At 56.9% G+C, this 15,742-nt stretch carries 16 protein-coding genes and 1 pseudogene; 1 reads left to right on the top strand and 16 read right to left on the bottom strand.

Annotated elements, in window-relative coordinates; genetic code table 11:
* Positions 1-15 precede the first annotated feature (15 nt).
* The 14 genes and pseudogenes from WDN02_RS07530 to WDN02_RS07465 form a co-directional block, all read right to left on the bottom strand.
* Positions 16-1,863 (bottom strand): ABC transporter ATP-binding protein, encoded by a 1,848-nt coding sequence (locus tag WDN02_RS07530; RefSeq protein ID WP_337292898.1) that lies wholly within the window; start codon positions 1,861-1,863, stop codon positions 16-18.
* Positions 1,860-3,779 carry an ABC transporter ATP-binding protein gene (locus tag WDN02_RS07525; protein ID WP_337292897.1) on the bottom strand — a complete coding sequence of 640 codons (1,920 nt, stop codon included), beginning with the start codon at positions 3,777-3,779 and terminating at the stop codon, positions 1,860-1,862. The genes WDN02_RS07530 and WDN02_RS07525 overlap by 4 nt, the downstream gene beginning before the upstream one ends.
* A 22-nt stretch (positions 3,780-3,801) precedes the next feature.
* Entirely contained in the window at positions 3,802-4,377 is a 576-nt protein-coding gene (gene msuE / locus WDN02_RS07520) for an FMN reductase (RefSeq protein ID WP_337292896.1), read from the bottom strand.
* 11 nt (positions 4,378-4,388) lie between these two features.
* Entirely contained in the window at positions 4,389-4,835 is a 447-nt protein-coding gene (locus WDN02_RS07515; RefSeq protein WP_337292895.1) for a biopolymer transporter ExbD, read from the bottom strand.
* A 29-nt stretch (positions 4,836-4,864) separates the two neighbouring features.
* Complete coding sequence (locus WDN02_RS07510) at positions 4,865-5,500, bottom strand: MotA/TolQ/ExbB proton channel family protein (RefSeq protein WP_337292894.1); 636 nt, start codon at positions 5,498-5,500, stop codon at positions 4,865-4,867.
* A gap of 549 nt (positions 5,501-6,049) precedes the next feature.
* Positions 6,050-6,463 carry a hypothetical protein gene (locus WDN02_RS07505; protein ID WP_337292893.1) on the bottom strand — a complete coding sequence of 138 codons (414 nt, stop codon included), beginning with the start codon at positions 6,461-6,463 and terminating at the stop codon, positions 6,050-6,052.
* Between the two features lie 180 nt (positions 6,464-6,643).
* Complete coding sequence (locus tag WDN02_RS07500; protein ID WP_337292892.1) at positions 6,644-7,273, bottom strand: ABC transporter permease subunit; 630 nt, start codon at positions 7,271-7,273, stop codon at positions 6,644-6,646.
* Between the two features lie 318 nt (positions 7,274-7,591).
* Entirely contained in the window at positions 7,592-8,269 is a 678-nt protein-coding gene (locus WDN02_RS07495; RefSeq protein WP_337292891.1) for a hypothetical protein, read from the bottom strand.
* Positions 8,270-8,395: 126 nt separating this feature from the next.
* Positions 8,396-9,182, bottom strand: a pseudogene (locus tag WDN02_RS07490) (ABC transporter ATP-binding protein).
* Between the two features lie 61 nt (positions 9,183-9,243).
* Positions 9,244-9,660 carry a hypothetical protein gene (locus WDN02_RS07485; protein ID WP_337292890.1) on the bottom strand — a complete coding sequence of 139 codons (417 nt, stop codon included), beginning with the start codon at positions 9,658-9,660 and terminating at the stop codon, positions 9,244-9,246.
* Between the two features lie 43 nt (positions 9,661-9,703).
* A complete protein-coding gene (locus tag WDN02_RS07480) occupies positions 9,704-10,375 on the bottom strand; it encodes an ABC transporter substrate-binding protein (RefSeq protein ID WP_337292889.1) in 672 nt (223 codons plus the stop codon).
* 33 nt (positions 10,376-10,408) lie between these two features.
* On the bottom strand, positions 10,409-10,855 hold the full coding sequence (locus WDN02_RS07475; RefSeq protein ID WP_337292888.1) for a ferredoxin family protein: 447 nt from the start codon (positions 10,853-10,855) through the stop codon (positions 10,409-10,411).
* A 149-nt stretch (positions 10,856-11,004) separates the two neighbouring features.
* Positions 11,005-11,322 carry a hypothetical protein gene (locus tag WDN02_RS07470; protein WP_337292887.1) on the bottom strand — a complete coding sequence of 106 codons (318 nt, stop codon included), beginning with the start codon at positions 11,320-11,322 and terminating at the stop codon, positions 11,005-11,007.
* A 267-nt stretch (positions 11,323-11,589) separates the two neighbouring features.
* The gene (locus WDN02_RS07465) at positions 11,590-11,919 is read right to left on the bottom strand and encodes a hypothetical protein (protein WP_337292886.1); all 330 of its coding nucleotides are present in this window, start codon (positions 11,917-11,919) and stop codon (positions 11,590-11,592) included.
* Positions 11,920-12,227: 308 nt separating this feature from the next.
* Between WDN02_RS07465 and WDN02_RS07460 the strand changes: the two genes are divergently transcribed.
* Positions 12,228-12,518, top strand: coding sequence for a hypothetical protein (locus tag WDN02_RS07460; protein ID WP_337292885.1), 291 nt, complete (start codon positions 12,228-12,230; stop codon positions 12,516-12,518).
* Between the two features lie 144 nt (positions 12,519-12,662).
* Here WDN02_RS07460 and WDN02_RS07455 read toward each other — a convergent pair whose 3' ends face one another.
* Together WDN02_RS07455 and WDN02_RS07450 are read right to left on the bottom strand one after the other, a co-directional pair.
* Positions 12,663-15,113, bottom strand: a complete 2,451-nt coding sequence (locus tag WDN02_RS07455; protein WP_337292884.1) for a TonB-dependent receptor — start codon at positions 15,111-15,113, stop codon at positions 12,663-12,665.
* A 393-nt stretch (positions 15,114-15,506) separates the two neighbouring features.
* Positions 15,507-15,662, bottom strand: a complete 156-nt coding sequence (locus tag WDN02_RS07450) for a hypothetical protein (RefSeq protein ID WP_337292883.1) — start codon at positions 15,660-15,662, stop codon at positions 15,507-15,509.
* Positions 15,663-15,742 lie beyond the last annotated feature (80 nt).

The following is a 15,742-nucleotide window of genomic DNA, read 5'->3' as shown; positions in this document are numbered from 1 at the left end:
CCGTCCTTGCGTCCACTACCTATTCCCGACATCAAGTGCACCGAAGATTTGATCGTCGAATGAGGCGTAATTTCTCTGCCAGAGACCGGCGTAGAGACCGCCCTGCCGCAGCAGGCTCTCATGATCCCCCTGCTCCGCGATGGCGCCATTCCGCAGGACGATAATATTGTCGGCATCGCGCACCGTCGCCAGGCGATGCGCGATGACGATACTTGTTCGGCCCTTCAACAGTACGCGTAGCGCTGCTTGAATGCTTTGTTCTGTGAAACTATCGATGCTCGCCGTCGCTTCATCGAGGATGAGTATTTTCGGATCCGCAACGAGGGCCCGTGCAAAACTGAGAAGTTGTCTCTGACCGATCGATAGATTCTGTCCTCGCTGCCCGAGGTTCGTGTCGTAACCTTCTGGCAGCTTCATGATAAACTCATGCGCACAAACGGCCTGCGCGGCCGCCACGACATCGTCGCGCGTCGCCCACACGCTGCTATAGCGGATGTTCTCGAAGATCGAGCCCGAGAACAGGAATGGTTCCTGCAAGACCATCGCGACGGCACGGCCGAGCGAGTCCCGCGTTATATCTTTGACATTATGGCCGCCAACCAGCACCGCGCCAGACCACACATCGTAAAACCGATGCACCAGCGCTGTGACACTTGTCTTGCCGGATCCTGTCTGGCCAACGAGTGCAACGACCTGGCACGGTTCGACCTTAAGAGACAGATTATGCAGGATCGGCGCGCCGGCCTTGTAACCGAAAGTCACATTCCGCAATTCAACGGACGGCGTGAAGTCAGCCAGCGTCACCGCATTCGGCGTGTCCGTTGCTTCGGTTGGGACATCAAGAACCTCGAAAATTCGGTGACCCGCAGCCATCGCGCGCTGCAAAACAGTGTATTGAAGCGACAGCGTGCGGATGGGATCGAAGAATCTCTGCACATAAAAGATGAACGCAATCATGACGCCGAGTGCAAGATGCCCCGACATCACAGACGCGCCGCCGACGATGACGACAATAGCCTGCGCAATACCCGTCAAGATATCGACCGTCGGAATCATGATCTGCGCTGCCCAAGCCGATCGTATTTGCGCACGAAAGCTGTATTGGGCTCGCTCTTGAAAATGCGCGAGGTTGTATACCTCACGTTGCGCTTCCTGCACTGTCCGAACACCAGCAATGTTTTCGGCCAGCGTCGCATTGACGATCGAAGACGCGTCGCGCGCCAGACGAAACGCTTTCTTCGCCCACGGCAGCCAAACCGCCCGGATAGCTACCAGAACCGGCACCGAGGTCAGCGTCAGGAGCGCAAGTCGCCAATCCATGGCGATGAGGACAATTGTAATACCGACAAGGAGGAAGCTATCGCCGATCGATTGCACGGACGTTTCGAGAAACTCCTGCAAAGAATTCACGTCGCCTTGAATACGCGACATGACCCGCCCGGCATGAGTCCGGTCATAAAATGACATCGGCACATGTTGGAGATGGACGAACATCGCGCGGCGAAGATCGAAGATAACCCGTTGCGCCAGGATGGCGGCGCTCCGTTCCTGAAAAAAACTTGATACCGCGTTGACAATCACCAGCACCAGAAAGCCCAACATGATAAAATCATAAGGAACATGTCCGCTTCGCCCTAGGGCGTCATCGACGGCGCTGCGTATGGCCAATGGAATCGAGACCTGCGTCCCGACAAAAATCATGACCGCGGCGAGCACGCGCAGCACCTGCCACCGATAAGGCTTCACGAAGCCGAGGAACCGACGCACGATGCGGGGGTTGAAGGCCGCAAAAATCTCTTCACCCAACTCGCCGTGATTGGGAATACCGCCGCCTCCGCGGCCGCCTATGTCGAACGCGCTCACGATGCCTCCCGCTCGTAGATCGCGGATGCGCTCTGTGCGTCTGCCGCCGCCTCCGACTGCATATTGTAAAGCGTCGCATAACGGCCGTTCGCAGCCAGAAGCGATCGATGCGTTCCACGTTCGATGATACGACCGTCGTCCAACACCAATATCTCGTCCGCGTGCCGAAGCGATCCTATGCGATGCGAAACGATGACGACGGCTTGCCGATCCGTGAATTTTTGCAACGCATCGCGGACATGCTGCTCAGTCGCCGCGTCGATCGCTGATGTCGCATCGTCAAAGATGAGGAAGGTTGGACGCGGGACAAGGCTGCGCGCGATAGACATGCGCTGTCGCTGGCCACCCGACAGCCCGACACCTCGTTCGCCCAAGATCGTCGCATAGTTTTGCGGCAGAGACTCCACGTAATTATGGATGTCCGCAATCGATGACGATTCGATGAGATGCGGCCCTTCGGCTGCGGGATCTGCGTAAGAGATATTGTCACCGATGCTCGAGGCGAAGAGGAACACATCCTGCGGCACGAGGCTGACGGCGCTGCGCAAGGATTTCAACGTCACATCTCGGATATCATGCCCATCAATCGTGACGCGACCTTCGGTGACATCGTAAAAACGCGGTATGAGATGGACGAGCGTCGATTTACCGGAACCAGGAGCGCCCACAATTCCTAGAACGCGCCCCGGCCGAAGCTCGAAGGTGACATCGCTGAGCGCGACGCCGTGACTGTTCTCATACGCGAAACCTACGCCCTCGAATTTCAGAACGCCGTTCGTAATGCTGAGATCCGACGCATCGCGCCCGTCTCGGATCGACGGCTCACGATCCAATATTTCGAAAAGCCGGCTTCCGGACGCGACGGCGCGTGCGGCGGTATTGATGATCATAATAATTTGCCTGACGGGCATCTGCAGAATGGTCATGAAGGTCAGAAACTGGGTCAAATGCCCGACCGAAATGCGCCCCTGGATGACGCGATGGCCGCCGATCCAGAGCACAAGTCCCATCGCGAGATAAAAGGCAAAAGTCATCGAGCTGACAGCGCGCGTTCTCACCACGATGCGATGATTGGACATTTCGAGCGCGTCATTGGCAGATTCGTCGAACTTATCGAGCTCGTAGGGCTCGGCCGCAAAGGCACGGACCACGCGAACGCCCTGCAGATTTTCCTCGATGGTGCGCGTTAAAATTGACATGCGCTGCTGGAGTCTGGTCCACGTCAGCCTGAGAAACAAACCTGTCCGCACGGCGCGCCAGCTGACAAAAGGCACAAAGCTGAAAGCCAAGGCCGCGAGGACTGGGTCCGTGCGAAACATCAGATAGGCGCCCACGACGAGCAAAAGCCCTAGCGTCAACGCTTTCTGGACTCCGTTTTCGATAAACATGCGCATGCCCTCGAGATCGAGCATGCCGCGGGTAATCAGATCGCCGGAGTGAACGGAATCGTGATATTCAAAGCTCAGTCTCTGTAGCTTTTCGAAAAATGCGAGCCGCAAATCGTAGGCGATCTTCTGGCCAATCCACTCGCATTGGTAACTCGATATCATCGTGAGCAGGCCACGCCCTGTTGCAGCCGCAATCAGGAACGCCGCCGTAACCCAAAGTGCGTGCCGTGCGTTCGCGTAAGATCCGGCACCGACGCTCAATAGCGTATGCGCCTGGTCCACGGCGACGCCAAGCAGGTGAGGAATTACGAGCGTGACAATTGTCGCACCGAGGGTCGAAATGATCGCGAGCGTCAATCGCGCCCTGTGGCGTCCGGAAAGCTTCAGAATACGCGGCAGAACGTGAGGCAGCGCCCTGAGATCCACTGTTCCCGTTTGCTGCAATTCTGCAAGGGTAACATCCAGCCCTACTTTGTTGATAAACCAGCGTGCAAATCTCTTGAGGTTTTGCTTCGATTGCTTGTTCACATGCCCCGCCGGTAATTTCTAATTACACTGCTGCAGTCACGAAATGACGTTCGTACGTCTTGAGGAGAACTGCGAATTGCGACGCGGCAATTCGAATTCGCTCTTTAAGGACGGGATCGACAATTACATGGTCGCTAAAATCGGCGTCACTGGCATACACGGCGGTCGGAACAGTCATCGCCAAAAAGAAGCCGAACAACGGCCGCAACTGATGCTCGATAACCAAGGCGTGACGCGTGCCACCGCCCTTGGCGGCGAGCAGTACAGGCTTGTTAATCAAGGTCGTCAGATCGACGAAGTCGATGAGATGCTTGAAGAGTCCCGGATATGAGCCCTTGTGCACCGGGGCGGAAACGATGAGTGCGTCGGCACTCTCGATCGCCTCGACGATTTCCAGCGCCTGCGGCGGAAGCTCGGCCCGCGTAAAAGCACCGACGCCCGGCCCGGCGTCAGCCAAGTCAAAGAAACGAACGTCGAGCGGCGTGATCACCGTCACCTCTTCCACGATTGCCGTCGCGAGGAATCGTGCCTTCGAGGGGCGATGCGTATTGGCGCTGAAGACGACGACCTTCGGCGGGATTGTCAGGGCTCCGGACATCTGCAAACCTTTCAAGGCTTCGGCGTCGCGACAACAGGCGTCGCCGCTGGTGCTGGCGCCGGTGTGGCTGGCGAGGGTGGTGCGGCTGCGCCTGGCTGCTGGGAGACGAGGGCGACCTTGCTGAAGCCGGCGCTGTTGATCAGGCCCATGACTTCGACCACTTTCCCGTAAGGCAGGTTCGCATCGGCGCGCACATGGATACGGCGATCCTTTGACGGATCCTCGCTGTCGAGCGTCGGGACGAGTTGCTGCGCGGCGACCGGCTTTGTATCGACGTAATATTGTCCCGCCGCATCGACGCTGACGCCGATCGGCGGCTTCTGATCGCTGAGCGGCTTGGTCTGCACCTTGGGCAAATTGATCGGCACGCCTTGTGCCATCAGCGGTGCTGCGACCATGAACACGATGAGAAGAACGAGCATCACGTCGACCAGCGGCGTGACGTTCATATCGCTCATCGGCGCCCGGGCCGAAATCCTCGTCGTGTTTACGCAACGCGAAGGCCATTGCGATCTCCTCTCCTGGAAAGCTGGCGCGAGAGCTCGACCTCGAACACGCCGATAAACGTGTTCAGCTTCTTCGCGTAGGCGCCGATGTCCGTGCTGATGCGATTATAGAAAACGACCGCCGGAATAGCCGCGGCCAGCCCCAGCGCCGTCGCAAACAGGGCCTCGGCGATGCCAGGCGCCACGACCGAAAGGCTTGTATTGTTGGAACTGGCGATGCCCTGGAACGAGTTCATGATGCCCCACACGGTTCCGAAGAGACCGACAAAGGGGGCGACGGCGCCGATCGTCGCGAGATTGGGAAGCCGGTTCTGCAAATGCTCAAGCGCACCCAAACTGGCGAGTTGGGCGACGCGGTGTACGCGATCCTGCAAGCTATCCGTTTGGGCCTCGGTGTGGATGAGGTCGGCCGAACGCCGGTTCTCCTCGACCATCGCATGGTAGACCGCAACGAAAGGATCCTTTTCCGAAGCGCCGACGAAGCTTTCGGCGATCGTCGACACCGGAAGGCCGGACTTGACGCTGGCGATGAGTTTTGTGGCCCGCCGGTTCAGCACGCTGAGCCGGATGAGCTTGTCGACGATGATCGCCCAGCCCCAGGCCGAAGCCAGAACCAACAGGATGATGACGCCTTTGACGATCGGTCGGCGTGGAGAAACAAATCGATTGGCGAAAGGCTGGCGGCGACGGAGGCCACCGGCGCACTGACAGGATCTGACATAAAAAGCTTCCTTCGTTGAAGATGTCACTGACTGAAGGCGATGGCCCCATGGAGGGACACGGGCCGCGCCATGCCGCTCGGCGGGAATGGCGCGGCACGCGCCAAAGCCTCCGCCGCGGCCCGGTCGAAAAGCACGTTTCCTGATGGCGTGATGCTTTTCGAAATGAGCTCGCCCGAGGGGCCGATCACGATACGGTAGGAAACGCGCCCGCTGCCGCTGAAACCGTCCGGCGCGGTGTCGCTGGCGACGCTGGCAATGCGCGCGTGAACCTCGTTGGCATAATAGGAAGGTGCGGCACTGGAGCCACCGCTCGCAGCGGCCGGAGCCGCCGCTGTATGACGCGAGCTTGCCGTGCGCGCCGCGACAGCCTGCGGCCTTTGACGATGTTTGACCGCGGCGGGCGGGGGTGGCGGCGGCGCAACGGGGGCAACCGTCTCCTGTTGATCAACGGGGCGGGGGCGGCAGATCCGGGTCCGGCGGCGGCGTGTCGGGCGTCGCCAGCGCCGTCTGCTCGGGAGGAGTCGGATCTGTGACAGGCGGTGCGTCAGGTGGGGTCGGCGTCTGTTCGGATGTCGCAGGCGGGGTCGGCGCCGTGTCCGGCGTATCGAGCGGCGCCGGCGCATCATCCTCCACCATGGTCAGTTCGATCGGCTGATCCTGCGGCACCGGCTTCGGCTTCGCCAGATAGCACAAGCCCGCAAGCGCAAGTGCATAAACCAGAATCGCCCCACCCTGCGCGAGGTAAGCAGGGCGAAACGCGTGCGATCTCAGAAGCGAATGCGCACCATCATTTTCTGCAGCCGCGGCTTCGCCGCCGACGGGAAAGAAGTTCAACTGCGGCGCCAAAGCTGACGTCATGGCTTGCCTTTCACGTATCGATTTGAATTCGTGCAGAGGATAGCGTTTAATATCCATATTCTCTACCTTTTTTATAGATAAATGGTCTTCAAATTTCCTTGGCTGACTCGACTCAGCGTTTCCGTCGTCAGTACGGGATGTTGCTCAACGATTCAGTTGAGAGGAACGATCTGGCGAGGTCTATGCCTGACGCCAGCGCAAAAGATAACGGGACGTCGAGCGAACAAATTTGTTGAATGCAAAACCGGATGCCGCAATGACGCTGACGCCGAGCAAGATGATATCTGGCCTGACTTGATCTTCTCCCATCATGACAAACGTTCCGATCCCCTGCGCCATTCCGCCCATCAGATATTCGGCGCCAATCGTGCATATCCACGCGAGCAAAAGCGATAGCTGCAAGGATGTGACGATGGCCGGCGTTGCGGCGGGAAGGATGATCCTGCGGAAAAGGAGCCAGGGGCTTAGACAATAGACCCGGCCCACTTCCTTCAATTGCGGCGGGACGGCTTTGACCCCTTCGCAAATTCCCATAGCGACGGGAAAGAAAGATCCGAAGGCAATAAAAGCGACCTTCCCGAGATCACCGTTTCCAACCCAAGCGGTCAAAAGGGGAATCCAGGCGAACATTGCGATCTGACGAACCGTGTTTAGGCTCGGTCCGAAAAGACGGTCTGCCAAACCAGAAAGCGCGAGCGTAAAACCGACAACAGTTCCGATCGTGATGCCCAATATCGCGCCTTCGAATAGCCGGACGGCGCTGGCCTCCATGCCGCCAAATAGCGCGTCTCGAAGTGCTGGATCAGCCAAAACGGAAAGCATCCGCACCGGCGTGACCAAGATGGAAGAACTTACCCAATCGAATTGAGCCGAAGCCCACCAAAGGGCAAGAAGCAAAAGCGGAAGAATCGCGCCCCGCCATCGCCGCGCCCCATTTTTTTTGTTCGCGCCCATCACGCGGGCCCTCCGCGCCAACGCAGAAGCCGGAGCTCCACGCGGCGCAGGCTGAAGTCCAACGTGAATCCGATGACACCAATCAGCACGATGCAGACGATCACTTCATCGAGTTGGAAAAGAGTACGCGCCCACGACATCAAATAGCCAATGCCGTTCGTCGAGGCCATCATTTCAACGATGACAAGCGATATCCAGACGTGAGCGATGCCTTGCCGCAGCCCGGTGAAGATCGACGGCAATGCTCCCGGAAGAATGATTTTCCGCAATAGAAGATGCCGCGGCAACGCCAAGACCCGACCAACTTCCAGGTATTTTTGCGGAATATTCCGAATGCCTTCGGAAGTCGTCATGGTGATCGGGATCGAACAGGCTTTCGCCATCACAACAAGCTTCAAGCGCTTCGTCGATGCCGAGCAGTTGCATAAGTAAAGGAATCCAGACCAGCGTGGGAATTTGCGTGACGAAGCGGAATAGCGGCCCTATCCACGCTTCGACAGCGTCCGACAGTCCCATCGCGATTCCAAGGGCCAGCCCCAAGGTCGCGCCGAAAAGAAAGCCTTCGAGGACCCGCAGAAGGCTGATGCCGAGATTGCTACCGATATCGCCATTCGCGATCATGGCTTCGAACGTATTCACAATGGCGGATGGCGGCGGCAAGATCCTTGGCGAAATCCAGCCGTAATGCGAATTCTCGGCCCAGATGGCCAAGATTATGCCCGGGACAATGAATGCCTGGACCACACGCCAAACCACGCCCCCGATGTTAGGAAAATCTATCCGCGTCTGTGCGGCAGCCGGCCTCGCGGCATTGACGACATTCGGAGCGATCTGTTCATCCGTGTAAGCCACGAGATATCTCTCTCAAATCCAAAAGCACTCGGGTCGTTTATGGAGATAACTCGTCTAGCGCTTGGCGGCGCAGAGCGATGAAACGCGGGTCGCCGCGATCACGCGGATGCGGCAAGTCGATATCGATTATTTTCCGAATGCGCCCCGGACGCGGGCGAGGACAACAATCTTGTCGCTGAGAAATACTGCCTCTTCGACATCGTGCGTGACCATCACCATGGTGATGCGCTCACGACTCCAGATTTGGAGAAGTTCGTTCTGCAGATGCGCCCGCGTCAGGGCATCCAATGCACCGAACGGCTCGTCAAGCAGCAGAATTTCGGGCTGATTGACAAGCCCACGGGCAATGGCGGCACGCTGCGCCATCCCACCCGAAAGCTGGTGCGGATAGGCTCGCTCAAACCCATCCAGACCTACAAGGTTGATGTGATCACGCACAAGCCGAGCGCATTCCGCGGCCGGACGATTCGTGGCCGCGAGGCTGAGACCGACATTTTGTTCGATCGTCAACCACGGCAGCAATCTGTGTTCCTGAAACAACGATGCCGCGATTGAGTCCGGGGCCAGTGACCGGTCGCCCGTCCAGAAGGATATCGCCGCCGTGTTCGATGTCGAGGCCGACAATCAATCGTAGAATCGTCGATTTCCCGCAGCCCGAAGCGCCGACGAGGCTGACGAATTCGCCAGGCTCTACGACGAGATCGATCCCCTTCAGGACCTCGAGTACGCGACCGTCGACCTCATACGATTTATCGACATGCCGTAACCGCAAAGAGCCGCGATCAACGGAAGCATTCTTCGACAAGATATTGTTTGCGAGTGCCTCCGGCCGGTGCGCGGGAGAATCGTGGGTCAGCCCGATCGACGCGCTCGATACCCGCTTTGACTCTAAGCCGAAAGACCTGAGGTTCATGTTCAAGGCGACATTCCGTTAGCCGTTTCGGATCGTCCACTGCTCTGGCTGACCCATGTGCTCACGGCACATCTTTCCAATAATCCTGGAGATGAAGATCCTTGTACGCCGCTTCGACGTACTTGGATTCGTACCAGCCGGAAAAATTCGGCGCCTGACGCACTAACTTATGCGTAACGGCAAAGTGCGAAATTTCCTGGAAGCCCGACTTAATGCCGTCGTTGATGGTGGGGTCAAATCGACCCTTCAGCGGCCCGGCATATTCTTCCTTGGTAATATCCCGCCCATAACCGACGTTTGCGAGATAGGAGATCACCGTGTCACGATTGGCTTCCTCAGAAGCCCAATGGCAGATCTGCACCAAAACCTTCACAACCCGAGCGACGGTCTGCGGATGGCTACTTTCAAAGTCGCTGCCAACCAAAATTGCCGAGATGCTCGTCTGCTGTTCAATCTTGTCTCGAGGGGCCTGAATCAAGCGAACAGCGCCCTTATTCCGCAAGATGAGAAGCGATGTCCCGCTAAAAAAGTGCGTCGACCGAGCCTGCTTCAAAGGCAGCCACCGCCGATGGCCCCTGAAGATTGACGATGTTCACATCCGTCTCACTCAAATGCGCAGCCTCGAGAATCTGCACGAGTGTCATGTACGGATTGGTCCCCTTCTGGACCGCGATCCGCGCCCCCTTCAGATCGGCAACGGTCTTGAAGGAAGAATTCGGATGAACCGCAAATACGTAAGATGAAGCGACTGAGGAACGACGCGTCAAGACAACATGCGCCGGAACTCCACCCGAGAGACCGATCAGCGCCGGCAGTCCGCCGTAGGTTCCGAAGTCCGCCTCGTTTTCAGCGATCGCTTCGTTAATCGCAGGACCTGTCCCGATATAATAATTGACTTCAATTTTGGGACCGTCCTTGCCAAATTCTCGCTCGAAGAACCCCTGCTGGATTGCCAGGGGCACAAGGCCGACGCCATAGGGTTTACCGTGCGAAGGCAAGCCGACTTCCGCGAACCGGATAACTTTCGGCAGATCTTCTCCCTTAGCTGAAAGCGCCAGCGCAAAGCTAAGAAGAACCGAAGACAACACGATCTTGATCGACGGCAAAATGAAACTCCAGCATCGCGATGCGGTGAGGATGAATGCCCAGCACGGCGAGATGGCTACGTTGACCGCAACCGCCCCTTTACCCATCCAAAACATCCCACCTACGAGAATGTATCGTCGCTAGACGATAACCTCGCTAAACTGCCCAATTGGCGGACGCTCTGAGACATCGACGAGCCCCGCGCTTTTCCGCTTCCGCCAATTGAGCGTAAATCTTCGCATCCGGATGAGTCGAATCCTTCGGCCCATAAGACGTCCGGGGGTGATAATCGCCATAATAGCAATAGCTACCGGGCTCGTGCTGGTCGAAGCCAACCGCGCGTCGAAAATACCGAGAATTCCTGACGCCAACACCTCCTCCCGGTCAACCGGGTGAGGCGTCCGCAGGGGACTCACATAGAGCGCATCGGTCGGACAATGCGCTTCGCACATGAAACAGGTCTGGCAATCTTCCTGGCGCGCGATATAGGGAACGTTATCGTCTCCCATCTCGAAGACGTTGGTCGGGCAGACCGAGTCGCACGCCCCACACCCGTTGCAACGATCGGCGAAAATCAGTTCAATCATGACGCGGCCGCCTCGAGATAAGAATTGCTGACCGGTTTTGCGTTTGACCCAAAACATCGTCGAGGCCGCCGGTGACGACGTGTTGATGTTGGGTGGGGTCGAGATCCGGATAATCCGAGCGGCGATGCAGGCCGCGGCTTTCTGTTCTCTCAAGTGCGCTGGCGAATATCCATCGCGCCGAGGCAATCATTGCAGCAGCCTCCGCGCGCACGAACGACAGAGCGAGCCGCAGCCGCTCCGCTCAATGTCTCATCGCCAGCCAAACCCTCGCGAGCATCGTTCCACAATCCGTTGAGCTTATTAAGCGCGCCGGTCATGTACTCGCCATTGCGGCGATAGAACTTGGCAACGGGCAAGGTTTCGTCCTGAACACCGCGGATCAGCGTATCGACATCCAAATCCGTGCGTCTGTGCCCGGTCGGCCGCAAACCAGCGCCGCCCGTGCTCTCGACTTTGCGCGACGCCACAGAGTTTCCAAAGCGCTTCGCAAATAGCGTGGCCGAATGGCCAGCCCACGAGCCGGACGCGAGCGCCCACGCAGTAGCAGGGCCGGCGCCGCTCTGGTTGGAGCCCACGAGTTTTTCGCGCACGTCGTATCACCCGCAGCAAATAAACCCGGAATGGTGGTAGCTGCGCCCGTCCCGACTTCGATGCCACCTGAAGCTCTTACTGTCCCCTCGAGGAGATGCTCGACCTCATATTGCTCCGTGAAAGGATCAATATGAAGATGGCGTTCAAAAAATTGGAACGTCATCCGGTTGAGAGCGCTGGATATCCTCACGGCCCCTTTCGTCATAACCGTCCAATACGCAATACACGTGGCCGGTTTCGATCTCGGCAACGGTCGTGCCTTTGCCCCTGCGGACAATCTGCCCGCTGGCATCCCGCATGGTCGAAGAGCCATAAACAGCGGTCTTGGTGCAGGCGCTGCCCTTCGGAGTAATTCCGTATTGGCCGCTGAATTCCATTCCGGATAATTGAGCACCCGGCTTCGACAGCCAGAAGATAGCCGTCGCCCGTATTGTTGTGGCCGCCCGCCATGCCTGAGCGGAACGCCGTTCCACCGGTCGCCAAGACGACGGCGCCCGATTTCACGCGCCAGGTCTTGCCGACTTTTCGATTGGTCCCAACCGCCCCGCGACGACGCATCGCTCGTGAGAAGTTCGAGGACCGGGCTATGATCGAGGATGGTAACGCCATGCCGCTCCAGCTGCTTGCGCAGGAATAGCACCGCGTCGGCCGCACCGCATGCCGCCAAATTTCTCGCGCCATCCTCAGCTTTCGGAAAGGCATACCCCCACCGCGACATCAGATCTTGGTTGATAAAGCTCTGATCGTAGACTTTCTCGATCCATTCTAGGCTGGCAAATCCATGCGCGATCGCGAGGCGGGATTCGATCATGTTCTTGCGCTGTATCGGGTCGTCTGGCTTGAGATAATAAGCGCCCGTCCCGGACGGCGCCTGAGTCCCCGAGGTGCCAACGTAACCCTTCTCCACGAGGACAACCCGGCTACCGGCGCGCGCCGCCGCCAAGCCTGCCCAGCAGCCAGCAGGACCGCCGCCGATCACAAGAACGTCGGCCACGAGATCGATATCGTAGACGCTCTCTTCCGCTTGCTTTCTCAGGTTTACGACAGCACCCATCTGTATCTCTCCACATAAATCGCCAACTGCCGGGCCCAGGTCCGCATGTTGCCCCCGTCAACACTCTATATTCATACTCAATCTATAGACTTTTAGAACCCAGTCAACGTAATTGAACCCGTTGAAATACAAGTCCGATGCAGTTCGCGTCCTTGTGATCGATTACAGCGTGCCGCGCAGCGTGATTCCGAAGGTACGTGGCTGCCCGGGTGTACCAAGAACGAGGCCGGCCGCTCTCGTTCCGGTCAAGGCAGTAAAGTAGTAAGCGTTGGTAAAATTCGTCACCCAGAGCGAAATATCCGCCAGCGAGTGAACCGGTCCGCTGTCGATATCAAACCGCGCGCCAACCCTAAGATCGCCAGTGAAATAGCCGCTTATATTTGAGTAAGGATCAAGCGTCGTGCTCAAGTTCTGGCCCGAGCGCCAATTGCCATCAATCAAAACCGTAGGCTGTAACGTTGTTCGCAACTTGCTTCGAATATTCCGCGGTTTCGATGACGTAGAATTTGGCGTAAACGGAACGCTTCGTCCGGTTAAATTGCAGAGCAGTGCCGTAGAATAGGCAGGGCAACTGGCGTTGGCGTACGATCCGTAATACGCATCCGTATAAGAAAACGAACCATAGAGATTGACGTCTTCGAAGGGCGCGATTTTATTATCTAGCTCAAAGCCACGGCTTTTAATCGAGCCGACATTGGCAATAAAAGTTTGAGTCGTGTTCGTATCTGGAACTTGAAAGACCCCCGTCCCCTGAAAGTTGGTCACGATTTCGTTGAAGGCTGTCGCATTCAACAATAGACGGTGGTTAAACCACTCCGATTTGACGCCGATCTCGAGATTGGTCGCCTCTTCGGGCTGGAGAACTTGCGAACCGCCCGCCGCGAGTTGCCCCGCTGTGAGCGGAGATTGATTGATGCCGGCTGACTTCTCGCCTTTGGAAAAGCTGACGTAGCTCAGGAGATCATTGGTGATATGATAACTTGATCCGACCTGGTATTCTAACGAAGCGCCACTAACCTCCGCCGTGCCGGGCGCGATCGGGCCAAGTGAAAGGCCACTGCTGTTGATCGTCGCAACCGACACCCCGCCAGGATTGTTGACGACATAGCCATTGTAATTCCAGCCTTTGCGCTCGAATGTTTCGCGCACCCCCCGCATTGAGATCCCACTGGTGCGTGACGTGCCAGGTGCCTCCGCTGTAAGCCGCATAGGCATGTCATCGATATTATAATGGAAGCCAGTGTTAAGACCTGTCAGCTCAGATTGCGGAAGCTTGTTGCTGCCACTGGCAAGGTTAAATTGCGAGCCCAGCGTTTCGGTTCCGGTGGATGCTAAATTCATCGCATAGATATAAAGCCCGGTTTGCCATTCGACCGGCTTGCCGCGTGGCGATGTCCAGCGAAGCTCCTGAGACTCATTGGTCACGTTGTTGGTATTGCCAAAGGTCGTATATTGAATAAATGGCTGACCACCGTTGTTGTTCGGCACGAACTCCCAATAGTTGAATGCACTAATGTCGCTCAACGTGCCATAAGCGGTATTCCAGTCGACATGCAAAGACGTTTCGTACGTGGCCGCCTCCGTCGACTGATATTGGGTTATCGAAGCAAGATAGGAATTATACTGAGTAGAAAACGGCAGGCCTGCAGTTTGCGCCCTCTGGGCTAGATTCCCCCCTGTGACTGTCGTGGGATAATAGCCGTCGAATACGTAACTGCCGCCCGTGCGAAAGTCTTGATGATCTCCACTTGCGACGAAGCGGACGGTAAGATCGTTTGTCGGCGTATAGAGAAGCTGAGCCCTGCCACCTTGGCTGTTACGTTGCTCGTAACCGAGCCCATTCTGGATGTCCTTCACATAGCCATCGGTTCGGTCATCATAGGCAGTAAAGCGGTAAGCGAGCTGATTGTTGATCGGCCCCGTGAGATTCATCTTGTACTGGCGGGTTCCATATTCACCGAGATCGGTCTCCACAGTTTCCGATCGGACGAAACTCGGCAGTTGCGTATTGATCAGGATCACACCTGCCGTGGTGTTCTTGCCGAACAACGTGCCTTGGGGGCCCCGCAGTTCTTCGACCTGAGCGATGTCGACGTATTCATTGGAAATAAGTCCAAGGCGCGGTTGATAAACGCCATCGACGAGAACACCAACGCTCGGATCTAAGCCGTCCTGGTTCAATCCATTGACGCCGATACCGCGGATGCCTAACTGGGTTTGCTTGTTGTTCGTCGTCGAAAAAGACAGCGCAGGCAGCTGAAGCACCAATTCCTGAAAGTTTGTTATATCTTTCTGCTGAATATCGTGACTGCTGAGAGTCGTGATGGGGATCGGAACTTTCTGCTGATCCTCCTTGAACTTTCTTGCGACCACCACGACGGTCTCAACTTGAGTCTCGGAACTGGCATTAGAGTTCGCCGAATGCTGCGCGGGCTTGCTGTCCACTTTAGTGTGTTTGTCCGCGGCGGCCTTACTGCCGGACTGCGTCTGACTGGAATTCGTCGCCGATTGCGCGTGACCTTGGCCACCGGACAGAGACACGATCGACACGCAAGCTGTCGACGCCAAGAGAATGGACCGCAAGTTTTTACGATGAACCTGACTCTTACTCATTGCCACCCCCGTGACCCCAATGTCTGTGTTGTCGGAATGCCCGTCAGGCGAGGACCGCGTGGTTTTTCTGCGGAAGCTCATCGCCTACAAAGCAGTCGCGGGTTCAAAGATGAGCATGCCGGTCAGACACCGATGACGGCCGATGGCCGTTTATCGGCGATCAGACGGCAACCTCATTTCTCGATGCACCCGCATCCGATTTCGTTGGTTGTAGCAGCACCGCGAAATCAAAACAATATATTATCTACCTATTTTATAGACAAAAGACTCGCAGCGTGTGACCGCCGGAGAAAATGAAAGCCTTCGCGATAGCCGCTCTCAAAAAAGGCCGAGAAGCGAAATAATTTTTTGTACTGTTGCTTCGACGAGAAAGAAATCGTCGTGGCAAGTCTATCAATTAATATTTTGATTTTTATCGCCGTCTACGTTTGCGGCGGCCTCTGCGCCAACTGGTGAATAAGAGAGCGCTGAGCAGAGCGCCGCGATACCACGCGCTTGCGCTGGCTTCACATCGCCACACACCATAGCCTTCACAATGGCACCGTCCATCAGAAGATCTGATTTGGCTCACGAGTACATTGGCATCCGTGCCGACGAATCATCGCGTGCGAACATTTACCGAGCAAAGC

The sequence above is a fragment of the Methylovirgula sp. genome (assembly GCF_037200945.1).
Classification (GTDB): domain Bacteria; phylum Pseudomonadota; class Alphaproteobacteria; order Rhizobiales; family Beijerinckiaceae; genus Methylovirgula.
This window is presented reverse-complemented; position numbering and strand designations above follow the sequence as displayed.